The sequence below is a fragment of the Paraburkholderia sp. WC7.3g genome (assembly GCF_050436345.1).
Lineage (GTDB): Bacteria > Pseudomonadota > Gammaproteobacteria > Burkholderiales > Burkholderiaceae > Paraburkholderia > Paraburkholderia podalyriae.
This window is the reverse complement of record NZ_JBNDMA010000002.1, coordinates 158,146-171,471: the sequence shown is the minus strand read 5'-3', so window position 1 is coordinate 171,471 and position 13,326 is coordinate 158,146. Positions and strand designations below refer to the sequence as shown.

At 57.3% G+C, this 13,326-nt stretch carries 8 protein-coding genes, 4 tRNA genes and 2 rRNA genes; all 14 read left to right on the top strand.

The window, feature by feature from the left end; translation table 11 throughout:
• Positions 1-294 precede the first annotated feature (294 nt).
• The 14 genes from OKW43_RS12220 to rpoB all read left to right on the top strand — a co-directional run bounded on the left by OKW43_RS12220 (position 295) and on the right by rpoB (position 13,326).
• A 23S ribosomal RNA gene (locus OKW43_RS12220) occupies positions 295-3,176 on the top strand.
• Positions 3,177-3,387: 211 nt separating this feature from the next.
• Positions 3,388-3,501: ribosomal RNA gene (rrf, locus tag OKW43_RS12215) — 5S ribosomal RNA — on the top strand.
• 148 nt (positions 3,502-3,649) lie between these two features.
• Positions 3,650-3,735: transfer RNA gene (locus OKW43_RS12210), tRNA-Tyr, on the top strand.
• Positions 3,736-3,776: 41 nt separating this feature from the next.
• Positions 3,777-3,850, top strand: a tRNA-Gly gene (locus tag OKW43_RS12205).
• A gap of 16 nt (positions 3,851-3,866) precedes the next feature.
• Positions 3,867-3,941 (top strand) — tRNA-Thr (locus OKW43_RS12200).
• A gap of 62 nt (positions 3,942-4,003) precedes the next feature.
• Complete coding sequence (gene tuf, locus OKW43_RS12195; RefSeq protein WP_187636117.1) at positions 4,004-5,194, top strand: elongation factor Tu; 1,191 nt, start codon at positions 4,004-4,006, stop codon at positions 5,192-5,194.
• 64 nt (positions 5,195-5,258) lie between these two features.
• A tRNA-Trp gene (locus tag OKW43_RS12190) sits at positions 5,259-5,334 on the top strand.
• Between the two features lie 35 nt (positions 5,335-5,369).
• On the top strand, positions 5,370-5,750 hold the full coding sequence (gene secE / locus OKW43_RS12185) for a preprotein translocase subunit SecE (protein WP_187636123.1): 381 nt from the start codon (positions 5,370-5,372) through the stop codon (positions 5,748-5,750).
• Position 5,751: 1 nt separating this feature from the next.
• Positions 5,752-6,309, top strand: a complete 558-nt coding sequence (nusG, locus tag OKW43_RS12180; RefSeq protein WP_075303275.1) for a transcription termination/antitermination protein NusG — start codon at positions 5,752-5,754, stop codon at positions 6,307-6,309.
• Positions 6,310-6,471: 162 nt separating this feature from the next.
• Positions 6,472-6,903, top strand: coding sequence for a 50S ribosomal protein L11 (gene rplK, locus OKW43_RS12175; protein ID WP_008922976.1), 432 nt, complete (start codon positions 6,472-6,474; stop codon positions 6,901-6,903).
• The gene (gene rplA / locus OKW43_RS12170) at positions 6,904-7,602 is read left to right on the top strand and encodes a 50S ribosomal protein L1 (RefSeq protein WP_187636122.1); all 699 of its coding nucleotides are present in this window, start codon (positions 6,904-6,906) and stop codon (positions 7,600-7,602) included.
• Positions 7,603-7,905: 303 nt separating this feature from the next.
• A complete protein-coding gene (rplJ, locus tag OKW43_RS12165) occupies positions 7,906-8,409 on the top strand; it encodes a 50S ribosomal protein L10 (protein WP_042329779.1) in 504 nt (167 codons plus the stop codon).
• 63 nt (positions 8,410-8,472) lie between these two features.
• The gene (gene rplL, locus OKW43_RS12160) at positions 8,473-8,850 is read left to right on the top strand and encodes a 50S ribosomal protein L7/L12 (RefSeq protein WP_018420143.1); all 378 of its coding nucleotides are present in this window, start codon (positions 8,473-8,475) and stop codon (positions 8,848-8,850) included.
• 369 nt (positions 8,851-9,219) lie between these two features.
• On the top strand, positions 9,220-13,326 hold the full coding sequence (gene rpoB, locus OKW43_RS12155; protein ID WP_187636121.1) for a DNA-directed RNA polymerase subunit beta: 4,107 nt from the start codon (positions 9,220-9,222) through the stop codon (positions 13,324-13,326).

Genomic DNA, 13,326 nt, shown 5'->3' with positions numbered 1-13,326 from the left:
GAGGCACGAGCTTTATATCGGCTGTCGTTCTTTAACAATCAGGAAGAAGTAGTAAGGAGATTCACGAAAGCGTGCCTGGAGATGGGTGTGTGAGTAGGTGAATCAGGGTTGTGATTGTATCGATGTATTTTAAAGGTGATCGAGAGATCGCTTTGGAATACGGCGCAACACGAATACTCAACCTGTAGCGGAACGTGAATGGTCGACTCCTTCGGGAACCTGTCCCCTCCGGGGATGGGACCAGAGTAAGCGCTAAAGCGCTAACACTGGTCGACAGAGACACACCCGTTATAGGGTCAAGCGAACAAGTGCATGTGGTGGATGCCTTGGCGATCACAGGCGATGAAGGACGCGGTAGCCTGCGAAAAGCTCCGGGGAGCTGGCAAACGAGCCTTGATCCGGAGATGTCCGAATGGGGAAACCCACCTCTTCTGAGGTATCCGTAGCTGAATCCATAGGCTACGCGAAGCGAACGCGGTGAACTGAAACATCTAAGTAACCGCAGGAAAAGAAATCAACCGAGATTCCCAGAGTAGTGGCGAGCGAAATGGGAGCAGCCTGTACACGTTATCTGTATTGTTAGTCGAACGCTCTGGAAAGTGCGGCCATAGCAGGTGATAGCCCTGTAGACGAAAACAGCATGGAAGGACTGGGTGTACGAGAAGTAGGGCGGGACACGTGAAATCCTGTCTGAAGATGGGGGGACCATCCTCCAAGGCTAAATACTCGTGATCGACCGATAGTGAACCAGTACCGTGAGGGAAAGGCGAAAAGAACCCCGGGAGGGGAGTGAAACAGATCCTGAAACCGCATGCATACAAACAGTCGGAGCCTCTGCGAAGGGGTGACGGCGTACCTTTTGTATAATGGGTCAGCGACTTACATTCAGTGGCGAGCTTAACCGATTAGGGCAGGCGTAGCGAAAGCGAGTCCGAACAGGGCGTCCAGTCGCTGGGTGTAGACCCGAAACCAGGTGATCTATCCATGGCCAGGTTGAAGGCACGGTAACACGTGCTGGAGGACCGAACCCACTAACGTTGAAAAGTTAGGGGATGAGCTGTGGATAGGGGTGAAAGGCTAAACAAACCTGGAAATAGCTGGTTCTCTCCGAAAACTATTTAGGTAGTGCCTCGTGTATCACCTTCGGGGGTAGAGCACTGTCATGGTTGTGGGGTCCATTGCGGATTACTACGCCATAGCAAACTCCGAATACCGAAGAGTGCAATCACGGGAGACAGACATCGGGTGCTAACGTCCGGTGTCAAGAGGGAAACAACCCAGACCGCCAGCTAAGGTCCCCAAATATGGCTAAGTGGGAAACGAAGTGGGAAGGCTAAAACAGTCAGGAGGTTGGCTTAGAAGCAGCCACCCTTTAAAGAAAGCGTAATAGCTCACTGATCGAGTCGTCCTGCGCGGAAGATGTAACGGGGCTAAGCCATATACCGAAGCTGCGGATGCACAGTAATGTGCATGGTAGGAGAGCGTTCCGTAAGCCTGCGAAGGTGCACTGGAAAGTGTGCTGGAGGTATCGGAAGTGCGAATGCTGACATGAGTAGCGATAAAGGGGGTGAAAGGCCCCCTCGCCGTAAGCCCAAGGTTTCCTACGCAACGTTCATCGGCGTAGGGTGAGTCGGCCCCTAAGGCGAGGCAGAAATGCGTAGCTGATGGGAAGCAGATTAATATTTCTGCACCATTGTGAAATGCGATGGGGGGACGGATCGCGGAAGGTTGTCCGGGTGTTGGAAGTCCCGGTCCTTGCATTGGAGAAGGCGCTTTGGCAAATCCGGGCGCGGGATTCAAGGGTGCGAGGCGAGTCGCTTAGGCGACGAAGCAACTGGAAGGGGTTCCAGGAAAAGCCTCTAAGCTTCAGTTTCACAGTGACCGTACCGCAAACCGACACAGGTGGGCGAGATGAGTATTCTAAGGCGCTTGAGAGAACTCGGGAGAAGGAACTCGGCAAATTGGTACCGTAACTTCGGGATAAGGTACGCCCTCATAGCCTGACTGGCCTGCGCCAGAAGGGTGAAAGGGTTGCAATAAACTGGTGGCTGCGACTGTTTAATAAAAACACAGCACTCTGCAAACACGAAAGTGGACGTATAGGGTGTGACGCCTGCCCGGTGCCGGAAGATTAAATGATGGGGTGCAAGCTCCTGATTGAAGTCCCGGTAAACGGCGGCCGTAACTATAACGGTCCTAAGGTAGCGAAATTCCTTGTCGGGTAAGTTCCGACCTGCACGAATGGCGTAACGATGGCCACACTGTCTCCTCCCGAGACTCAGCGAAGTTGAAGTGTTTGTGATGATGCAATCTCCCCGCGGCTAGACGGAAAGACCCCATGAACCTTTACTGTAGCTTTGCATTGGACTTTGAACCGGTCTGTGTAGGATAGGTGGGAGGCTGTGAAGCGTGAACGCCAGTTTGCGTGGAGCCGACCTTGAAATACCACCCTGATCTGTTTGAGGTTCTAACCCTGGTCCGTGATCCGGATCGGGGACAGTGCATGGTAGGCAGTTTGACTGGGGCGGTCTCCTCCCAAAGTGTAACGGAGGAGTACGAAGGTACGCTAGGTACGGTCGGAAATCGTGCTGATAGTGCAATGGCATAAGCGTGCTTGACTGTGAGACTGACAAGTCGAACAGGTGCGAAAGCAGGTCATAGTGATCCGGTGGTTCTGTATGGAAGGGCCATCGCTCAACGGATAAAAGGTACTCTGGGGATAACAGGCTGATACCGCCCAAGAGTTCATATCGACGGCGGTGTTTGGCACCTCGATGTCGGCTCATCTCATCCTGGGGCTGTAGCCGGTCCCAAGGGTATGGCTGTTCGCCATTTAAAGAGGTACGTGAGCTGGGTTTAAAACGTCGTGAGACAGTTTGGTCCCTATCTGCCGTGGGCGCTGGATATTTGAAGGGGGCTGCTCCTAGTACGAGAGGACCGGAGTGGACGAACCTCTGGTGTACCGGTTGTCACGCCAGTGGCATCGCCGGGTAGCTATGTTCGGAAGAGATAACCGCTGAAAGCATCTAAGCGGGAAACTCGCCTTAAGATGAGATATCCCCGGGGCTTCGAGCCCCTTGAAGGGTCGTTCAAGACCAGGACGTTGATAGGTCAGGTGTGCACGTACAGTAATGTACTGAGCTAACTGATACTAATTGCCCGTAAGGCTTGATCCTATAACCGGTGTGTGTCGGCAGCCGTTAGCGCTTCAGCGCTTATGGATGCCCCACCCTGCGCAAAGCGCAGGGTCTTATGCAGACCACACACGGTTGAGATCAGTGTTGTGCCAGAAACAACACAACCTGCCTTACCCTGGTGAGCATCACCAGAAACTACTTCTTCCAGATTGGCTGTGGCGCGCACCCCGCGACGCAGCAACCCGTCATGCCTGATGACCATAGCGAGTCGGTCCCACCCCTTCCCATCCCGAACAGGACCGTGAAACGACTCCACGCCAATGATAGTGCGGATTGCCCGTGTGAAAGTAGGTAATCGTCAGGCTCCTTACCCCGTCAGAAACCCCACCCCTCGCGGTGGGGTTTTTGCGTTTACCGATGGCTGGAGCTTATAAGTGAGAACGTTCGGTTTGGAGCGGCCAAACTGGCCTTGACAAAAGGATGTCGTTCCACCACAATCATCAGTTCTCTGCGGAGGGGTGCCCGAGTGGCTAAAGGGGGCAGACTGTAAATCTGTTGGCTTACGCCTACGTTGGTTCGAATCCAACCTCCTCCACCAGAATGCAGGTTGTAACGGTTGTTGGGAATCCATGATCCTTTGCGGGTGTAGCTCAATGGTAGAGCAGAAGCCTTCCAAGCTTACGACGAGGGTTCGATTCCCTTCACCCGCTCCAGCAACACAGAAGCAGCGCCCATGTGGCTCAGTGGTAGAGCACTCCCTTGGTAAGGGAGAGGTCGGCAGTTCGATCCTGCCCATGGGCACCAGAAGTACCCGGTGATTGTTTGCGTCCGGCGCAACGTACGGAAAATCCTCTTAGGAGTCGAAAATGGCCAAGGGTAAGTTTGAGCGGACCAAGCCGCACGTGAACGTGGGCACGATCGGTCACGTTGACCACGGCAAGACCACGCTGACGGCGGCGATCACGACGGTTCTGACGCAGAAGTTCGGCGGCGAAGCGAAGGCGTACGACCAGATCGACGCGGCGCCGGAAGAAAAGGCGCGCGGCATTACCATCAACACCGCGCACGTCGAGTACGAGACGGCTAACCGCCACTACGCACACGTCGACTGCCCGGGCCACGCTGACTATGTGAAGAACATGATCACGGGCGCGGCACAGATGGACGGCGCAATTCTGGTGTGCTCGGCTGCTGACGGCCCGATGCCGCAAACGCGTGAGCACATCCTGCTGGCGCGCCAGGTTGGCGTTCCGTACATCATCGTGTTCCTGAACAAGTGCGACATGGTGGACGACGCTGAGCTGCTGGAGCTGGTCGAGATGGAAGTTCGCGAGCTTCTGTCGAAGTATGACTTCCCGGGCGACGACACGCCGATCATCAAGGGTTCGGCCAAGCTGGCGCTGGAAGGCGACAAGGGCGAGCTGGGCGAAGTGGCGATCATGAACCTGGCCGATGCACTGGACACGTACATCCCGACGCCGGAGCGTGCGATTGACGGTTCGTTCCTGATGCCGGTGGAAGACGTGTTTTCGATCTCGGGTCGTGGCACGGTGGTGACGGGCCGCGTTGAGCGTGGCGTGGTCAAGGTCGGCGAAGAAATCGAAATCGTCGGTATCAAGCCGACGGTGAAGACGACCTGCACGGGCGTGGAAATGTTCCGCAAGCTGCTCGATCAGGGTCAGGCAGGCGACAACGTTGGTATCCTGCTGCGCGGCACGAAGCGTGAAGACGTGGAGCGTGGTCAGGTTCTGGCCAAGCCGGGTTCGATCAACCCGCACACGCACTTCACGGCTGAAGTGTACGTGCTGAGCAAGGACGAAGGCGGCCGTCATACGCCGTTCTTTAACAACTACCGTCCGCAGTTCTACTTCCGTACGACGGACGTGACCGGCTCCATCGAGCTGCCGAAGGACAAGGAAATGGTGATGCCGGGCGACAACGTGTCGATCACGGTGAAGCTGATCAACCCGATCGCGATGGAAGAAGGCCTGCGTTTTGCAATTCGCGAAGGTGGCCGTACGGTCGGCGCTGGTGTCGTCGCCAAGATCATCGAGTAATGCCAGACAGTTCTCGATAATTGGTTGTATCGGGGTTGACGGTGTTGTCAACCCCAAATGGTTTAGGGGTATAGCTCAACTGGCAGAGCGTCGGTCTCCAAAACCGAAGGTTGGGGGTTCGATTCCCTCTGCCCCTGCCAACTATTGCGTCGTAGTGGCGCTTCGTTAAGGTGTTATGGCGAATCCTTCCGTCGAAACTGTAAATACATCCGGCGACAAGTTGGCATTGATCGCAGGTGTGTTGCTGGTCTTGGCCGGGTTTGTGGGGTTCTTCTGGCTGAATGGCCGGGAATGGTACATCCGCGGAGCCGCCTTGACTGTTGGTGCGATCGCGGGTGTCGCCGTCGGTCTTCTCTCAGCACCTGGCAAGGGTTTCATTGCTTTCGCCAAAGACTCATACAAAGAAGTCCGTAAGGTTGTGTGGCCGACTCGCAAAGAGGCGACGCAAACGACACTCGTAGTGTTCGGCTTCGTAGTCGTGATGGCAATCTTTCTCTGGGTTTGTGATAAATCCATCGAGTGGGCGATTTTCTCGGCGATTCTGGGTTGGAAATGATATGAGTGATACTCCGGCATCCCCGAGCGGCAAACGTTGGTACGTAGTGCACGCCTATTCCGGGATGGAGAAGAGCGTGCAGCGAGCGCTTCAGGAGCGCATCGAGCGTGCTGGCATGCAGGATCAGTTTGGCCAGATCCTCGTTCCGACAGAAGAAGTTGTTGAGGTGAAGGGCGGTCACAAATCAGTGACGGAACGTCGTTTCTTTCCCGGCTACGTGTTAGTTGAAATGGAAATGACGGACGAAACGTGGCACCTCGTGAAGAATACGGCGAAGGTGACCGGTTTTGTCGGCGGGGCGCGCAATCGGCCGAGCCCGATTTCGCCTCGGGAAGTTGAAAAAATCATGTCGCAGATGCAGGAAGGCGTGGAGAAGCCCCGTCCGAAGACCCTGTTCGAAGTAGGCGAGATGGTGCGGGTAAAGGAAGGCCCGTTCACAGATTTCAACGGCAGCGTAGAAGAAGTGAACTACGAGAAATCGCGAGTCCGTGTTTCCGTTACGATCTTCGGCCGCGCAACGCCGGTCGAACTGGAATTCGGCCAGGTCGAAAAGTTGTAATCCAGATTTTACGGAACGCACCGCTAGGCGCGTTCCGTATTTCGCGCTTACGGTCCGCGTAACGACCGTTGAGGAGCGTCACTAGCCGGCTTTGTCGGCGAGCACGCGCTACTACTCACTGAGCGTCCGCACGCAAGCCGGCGTTCCAAAGAGGTTCTCGAAATGGCAAAGAAAATAATCGGCTTTATCAAGCTGCAGATTCCTGCAGGTAAAGCCAATCCGTCGCCGCCGGTTGGTCCTGCACTGGGCCAGCGCGGCCTGAACATCATGGAGTTCTGCAAGGCGTTCAACGCGCAGACCCAGGCAATGGAACCGGGTCTTCCCATTCCTGTCGTGATCACGGCATTCGCGGACAAGAGCTTCACATTCGTTCTGAAGACGCCGCCGGCTACAGTTCTCATCAAGAAGGCAGCGAAGCTGGACAAGGGTTCGAGCAAGCCTCATACCGACAAGGTTGGCAAGATCACCCGCGCTCAAGCTGAAGATATTGCTAAGACCAAGATGCCCGATCTGACGGCCGCTGATCTGGACGCAGCGGTTCGTACTATCGCTGGTAGCGCCCGCTCGATGGGCATCACCGTGGAGGGCGTGTAAATGGCTAAGCTTTCGAAGCGTCTGCAAGCATTTGCAGCCAAGGTCGACAGTCAGAAGCTGTACCCGATCGAAGATGCTCTGTCGCTCGTGAAGGAATGCGCAAGCGCGAAGTTCGACGAATCGATCGACGTGGCCGTGCAACTCGGCATCGACGCGAAGAAGTCGGATCAGGTGGTTCGCGGCTCCGTCGTGCTGCCGGCTGGTACCGGCAAGTCGGTCCGCGTTGCTGTGTTCGCACAGGGCGAAAAGGCGGACCAAGCTCGTGCCGCTGGTGCTGACGTCGTTGGTATGGAAGACTTGGCTGAACAGGTCAAGGCTGGCAACCTGAACTTCGACATCGTGATCGCTTCGCCGGACACGATGCGTATCGTCGGTACACTCGGTCAGATCCTCGGTCCGCGCGGCCTGATGCCGAACCCGAAGGTCGGAACGGTCACGCCGGACGTCGCGACTGCGGTCAAGAATGCCAAGGCTGGTCAGGTGCAATTCCGTGTGGACAAGGCAGGTATCATCCACGCAACGATCGGCCGTGCTTCGTTCGAACCGGCGGCTCTGCGTAACAATCTGAACGCGCTCATCGAGGCGCTGCAGAAGGCGAAGCCGGCAACGAGCAAGGGCGTGTATCTGCGCAAGGTTGCTCTGTCGAGCACGATGGGTGTTGGCGTTCGTGTCGATCAGACGTCGATCGCTGCACAGTAATGAGTTTGGCCGCCCCGGTGCGAGTCGGGGCGGCTTTTAAGGGCTTTGGGCGGTTGCGAGGTGGCAGTCTGCATCGCGCGACCGGTTGTCAAAGACCGTTGGTGGGCACGCAGCAGGTAAGCGGGTCCTTAATGTAAAGCCAACGCAGATGGCGAACCCGAAAAGGTTTTGTAGTGATGAAGCCGTTGGATGTCCGTAGCAATACGGATTTTGGGCGGTCGAAATACTCCTGACTGGTCGGACGCCGTTATTGAATGCGGTACACAAGGCGCACGCTGCGTGTATCGAATCTGGAGGTTAACCGTGCCACTCAACAAAGAAAGCAAGCAGGCCGTCGTCGCTGAGGTTGCCGCGCAAGTCGCGAAAGCTCAGACCGTGGTTCTGGCTGAGTATCGTGGAATCGCGGTTGGCGATCTGACCAAGCTGCGCGCGAAAGCGCGTGAGCAACAGGTTTACCTTCGCGTGTTGAAGAACACGCTGGCGCGTCGCGCCGTCGAGGGTACCCCGTTTGCTCCGTTGGCAGAGCAGATGACTGGCCCCCTGATCTACGGCATCTCGGAAGATGCAATTGCTGCTGCTAAGGTCGTCAATGATTTTAGCAAGGGCAATGACAAGTTGGTCATCAAGGCCGGTTCCTACGAAGGCAAGGTGATGGATAAGGCTGGCGTGCAAGCGCTGGCAAACATCCCGAGCCGCGAAGAACTGCTCTCCAAGCTGTTGTACGTTATGCAGGCACCTGTTTCGGGCTTCGCGCGCGCTCTGGCCGCGCTGGCAGAAAAGAAACAGGGCGAAGAAACCGCTGCGTAATGCACTTCAGTCGAGCGTGATTGATCGCTGGCTGTATCCGAATTCAATTTAGGAGTATTTCAAATGGCAATCGCAAAAGAAGACATCCTCGAAGCCGTAGGCTCGATGTCGGTCCTGGAACTGAACGAGCTGGTCAAGGCGTTCGAAGAAAAGTTTGGCGTGTCGGCAGCTGCTGTTGCAGTGGCTGGCCCGGCAGGCGCAGCCGGCGGCGCGGCTGCTGCTGAAGAGCAGACCGAATTCACGGTCATCCTGGCTGAAACCGGTGCAAACAAGGTTTCGGTCATTAAGGCCGTTCGCGAACTGACGGGTCTCGGCCTGAAGGAAGCGAAGGATCTGGTCGACGGCGCCCCGAAGCCCGTTAAGGAAGCGGTGCCCAAGGCTGCTGCTGAAGAAGCCAAGAAGAAGCTGGAAGAAGCCGGCGCGAAGGTTGAGATCAAGTAAGCTTCAACGCGCTGTGCGAAGGCTGGCGGTTTTTCACCGCCGGCCTTTTTGTGCTTTGTGGAGGACGCGTTTTTGCGGGTCTATGCCTGCAGAAATGTGATTCCGAGAAGCCAAAGAAAAACGCATTCGGTAAAAATGACCGGCGTTTCTTTTTGTCTTCTGAAGCGACTGCAGAAGGCAAGTTTGGTCGGGTAGCGGGCAACACAGGCATCCGCTGCCGTCAGCCAGCGGTTGGTAGCGGCCAACCACCAAGCTTCTAGGCTCGTTCAAGCCATCGGACGGCCATCGGGTCTCAGTCGGTGAACACTCGGGTTGTCTCATCAAGGTATCCTGCCTCGACAACTATGCCCGCCGTGATTCGGAGATCGTATGCAATATTCCTTCACCGAGAAGAAGCGCATTCGCAAGAGTTTTGCGAAGCGCCCCATCGTTCACCAAGTACCTTTCCTGCTGGCTACCCAGCTTGAATCATTCAGCACGTTTCTGCAAGCAGATACGTCGTCTACGCAACGCAAGCCGGAAGGCCTGCAGGCAGCGTTTACTTCCGTTTTCCCGATCGTTTCACACAACGGCTTCGCGCGTCTGGAGTTCGTCAGCTACATGCTGTCGCCGCCGGCATTCAACATCAAGGAATGCCAGCAGCGCGGTCTGACGTACTGCTCGGCGCTGCGCGCCAAGGTGCGTCTGGTCTTGCTCGACAAGGAATCGCCGAGCAAGCCGGTCGTTAAGGAAGTGAAGGAACAGGAAGTGTACATGGGCGAAATTCCGCTCATGACGCCGACCGGTTCGTTCGTCATCAACGGCACGGAACGTGTGATCGTTTCGCAGCTGCACCGTTCGCCGGGCGTGTTCTTCGAACACGACAAGGGCAAGACGCACAGTTCGGGCAAGCTGTTGTTTTCGGCACGTATCATTCCTTACCGCGGCTCCTGGCTCGACTTCGAATTCGACCCGAAGGACGTGCTGTACTTCCGCGTCGACCGTCGCCGTAAGATGCCGGTCACCATCCTGTTGAAGGCAATCGGCCTGACGCCGGAACAGATCCTCGCAAACTTCTTTGTGTTCGACAATTTCACGCTGATGCCGGAAGGCGCGCAGATGGAATTCGTGCCGGAGCGTCTGCGCGGTGAAGTCGCGCGCTTCGATATCACGGACCGCGACGGCAACGTGATCGTCCAGAAGGACAAGCGGATCAATGCCAAGCACATTCGCGACCTCGATAACGCGAAGACCAAGTTCATCTCGGTGCCGGAAGACTATCTGCTCGGCCGCGTGCTCGCGAAGAACGTAATCGACGGCGATACGGGCGAAGTCATCGCGAACGCGAACGACGAAATCACTGAATCCGTGCTCGAGAAGCTGCGCGAAGCGAAGATCAAGGACATTCAGACGCTCTACACGAACGATCTGGACCAGGGTCCGTACATCTCGTCGACGCTGCGTATCGACGAAACGGCCGACAGGATGGCCGCGCGCATCGCGATCTACCGCATGATGCGTCCGGGCGAGCCGCCGACCGAAGAAGCGGTCGAGGCACTGTTCAACCGTCTGTTCTACAGCGAAGAAGCGTACGATCTGTCGAAGGTGGGTCGTATGAAGTTCAACCGCCGCGTCGGACGTGACGAAATCGTCGGCCCGATGACGCTGCAGGACGACGACATCCTCGCGACGATCAAGATCTTGGTCGAGTTGCGCAACGGCAAGGGCGAAGTGGACGACATCGACCACCTCGGCAACCGTCGCGTGCGTTGCGTCGGCGAACTCGCGGAGAACCAGTTCCGCGCGGGCCTCGTGCGTGTCGAACGTGCTGTCAAGGAACGCCTCGGCCAGGCCGAAAGCGAAAACCTGATGCCGCACGACCTAATCAACTCGAAGCCGATTTCGTCGGCGATTCGCGAGTTCTTCGGTTCGTCGCAGCTATCGCAGTTCATGGACCAGACCAACCCGCTGTCGGAAATCACGCACAAGCGTCGTGTTTCTGCGCTGGGCCCGGGTGGTCTGACGCGCGAACGCGCAGGCTTCGAAGTCCGCGACGTGCATCCGACCCATTATGGCCGCGTGTGCCCAATCGAAACGCCGGAAGGTCCGAACATCGGTCTGATCAACTCGCTCGCTCTGTACGCGCACCTGAACGAATACGGCTTCCTCGAAACGCCGTATCGCAAGGTCGCGGACGGCAAGGTGACCGACCAGATCGACTACCTGTCGGCGATCGAAGAAGGCCGTTACGTGATCGCTCAGGCGAACGCGGCGGTGGGCGACGCCGGCACGCTGACCGACGAACTCGTGTCGTCGCGTGAAGCGGGCGAAACGCTGATGGTCACGCCGGACCGCATCCAGTACATGGACGTGGCTCCGTCGCAAATCGTGTCGGTCGCAGCTTCGCTAATCCCGTTCCTCGAGCACGACGACGCGAACCGCGCATTGATGGGCTCGAACATGCAGCGTCAGGCTGTGCCGTGTCTGCGTCCGGAAAAGCCGGTCGTCGGTACGGGCATCGAGCGTACCGTCGCGGTCGACTCGGGCACGACGGTTCAGGCACTGCGTGGCGGTGTGGTCGATTATGTCGACGCGGGCCGTATCGTGATTCGCGTGAACGACGACGAAGCGGTCGCGGGTGAAGTCGGTGTCGACATTTACAACCTGATCAAGTACACGCGTTCGAACCAGAACACCAACATCAATCAGCGTCCGATCGTGAAGATGGGCGACAAGGTTGCGCGCGGCGACGTGTTGGCTGACGGGGCATCGACCGATCTGGGCGAGCTCGCGCTCGGCCAGAACATGCTGATCGCGTTCATGCCGTGGAACGGCTACAACTTCGAAGACTCGATCCTGATCTCCGAGAAGGTCGTTGCGGACGACCGTTACACGTCGATCCACATCGAAGAGCTGAACGTCGTTGCACGCGACACGAAGCTCGGACCGGAAGAAATTACGCGCGACATCTCGAATCTCGCGGAAGTGCAGCTTGGCCGCCTCGACGAGTCGGGCATCGTGTACATCGGCGCGGAAGTCGAAGCGGGCGACGTGCTGGTCGGCAAGGTCACGCCGAAGGGCGAAACCCAGCTGACGCCGGAAGAAAAGCTGCTGCGCGCGATCTTCGGGGAGAAGGCATCTGACGTAAAGGACACGTCGCTGCGCGTCCCGTCGGGCATGAGCGGTACCGTGATCGACGTGCAGGTATTCACGCGTGAAGGCATCCAGCGCGACAAGCGCGCGCAACAGATCATCGATGATGAACTGAAGCGCTATCGTCTCGACCTGAACGACCAGCTGCGTATCGTGGAAGGCGATGCGTTCCAGCGTCTCGCACGTATGCTCGAAGGCAAGGTGGTGAACGGCGGTCCGAAGAAGCTCGCGAAGGGCACCAAGATCGACCGCGCTTACCTCGAAGATCTGGACCACTATCACTGGTTCGACATCCGCCTCGCGGATGAAGAAGCAGCGGCCCAGCTCGAAGCGATCAAGAACTCGATCGAAGAGAAGCGTCACCAGTTCGACCTCGCCTTCGAAGAGAAGCGCAAGAAGCTGACGCAGGGCGACGAACTGCCGCCGGGCGTGCTGAAGATGGTCAAGGTGTATCTGGCGGTGAAGCGCCGTCTGCAGCCTGGCGACAAGATGGCTGGCCGTCACGGTAACAAGGGTGTCGTGTCGAAAATCGTGCCGATCGAAGACATGCCGTACATGGCCGATGGCCGTCCGGCTGACGTCGTTCTGAACCCGCTCGGCGTGCCGTCGCGGATGAACGTGGGTCAGGTTCTCGAAGTGCATCTGGGTTGGGCCGCGAAGGGTCTCGGCTGGCGTATCGGCGAAATGCTGCAGCGTCAGGCGAAGATCGCTGAACTGCGCGAATTCCTGATCAAGATCTACAACGAATCGGGCCGCGCCGAAGAGCTGGACAGCTTTAGCGACGATGAAATCATCGAGCTGGCGAAGAACCTGCGCGAAGGCGTGCCGTTCGCAACGCCCGTGTTCGATGGGGCGACGGAGGAAGAAATGTCGCGCGCGCTGGATCTGGCTTTCCCGGACGACATCGCTGAAAACCTCGGCATGACGCCGTCCAAGAACCAGGTGCGTCTGTTCGACGGCCGTACGGGCGAGATGTTCGAACGTACGGTGACGGTCGGCTACATGCACTACCTGAAGTTGCACCACCTGGTCGACGACAAGATGCACGCGCGTTCCACGGGTCCGTACTCGCTCGTGACGCAGCAGCCGTTGGGCGGTAAGGCGCAGTTCGGTGGCCAGCGTTTCGGTGAAATGGAAGTGTGGGCGCTCGAAGCGTACGGCGCATCGTACGTGCTGCAGGAAATGCTGACGGTGAAGTCGGACGACGTGACGGGCCGGACCAAGGTTTACGAGAACCTGGTCAAGGGCGATCACGTGATCGATGCCGGCATGCCTGAGTCGTTCAACGTGTTGGTGAAGGAAATCCGGTCGCTGGGTATCGACATCGACCTGGACCGGAACTAA

Bases quoted from the DNA above. Each gene is read 5' to 3' on its own strand.
- rplL (WP_018420143.1), top strand. From the start codon at position 8,473: ATGGCAATCGCAAAAGAAGACATCCTCGAAGCCGTAGGCTCGATGTCG.
- secE (WP_187636123.1), top strand. From the start codon at position 5,370: ATGGCGAATCCTTCCGTCGAAACTGTAAATACATCCGGCGACAAGTTG.
- nusG (WP_075303275.1), top strand. From the start codon at position 5,752: ATGAGTGATACTCCGGCATCCCCGAGCGGCAAACGTTGGTACGTAGTG.
- rplA (WP_187636122.1), top strand. From the start codon at position 6,904: ATGGCTAAGCTTTCGAAGCGTCTGCAAGCATTTGCAGCCAAGGTCGAC.
- tuf (WP_187636117.1), top strand. From the start codon at position 4,004: ATGGCCAAGGGTAAGTTTGAGCGGACCAAGCCGCACGTGAACGTGGGC.
- rplK (WP_008922976.1), top strand. From the start codon at position 6,472: ATGGCAAAGAAAATAATCGGCTTTATCAAGCTGCAGATTCCTGCAGGT.
- rpoB (WP_187636121.1), top strand. From the start codon at position 9,220: ATGCAATATTCCTTCACCGAGAAGAAGCGCATTCGCAAGAGTTTTGCG.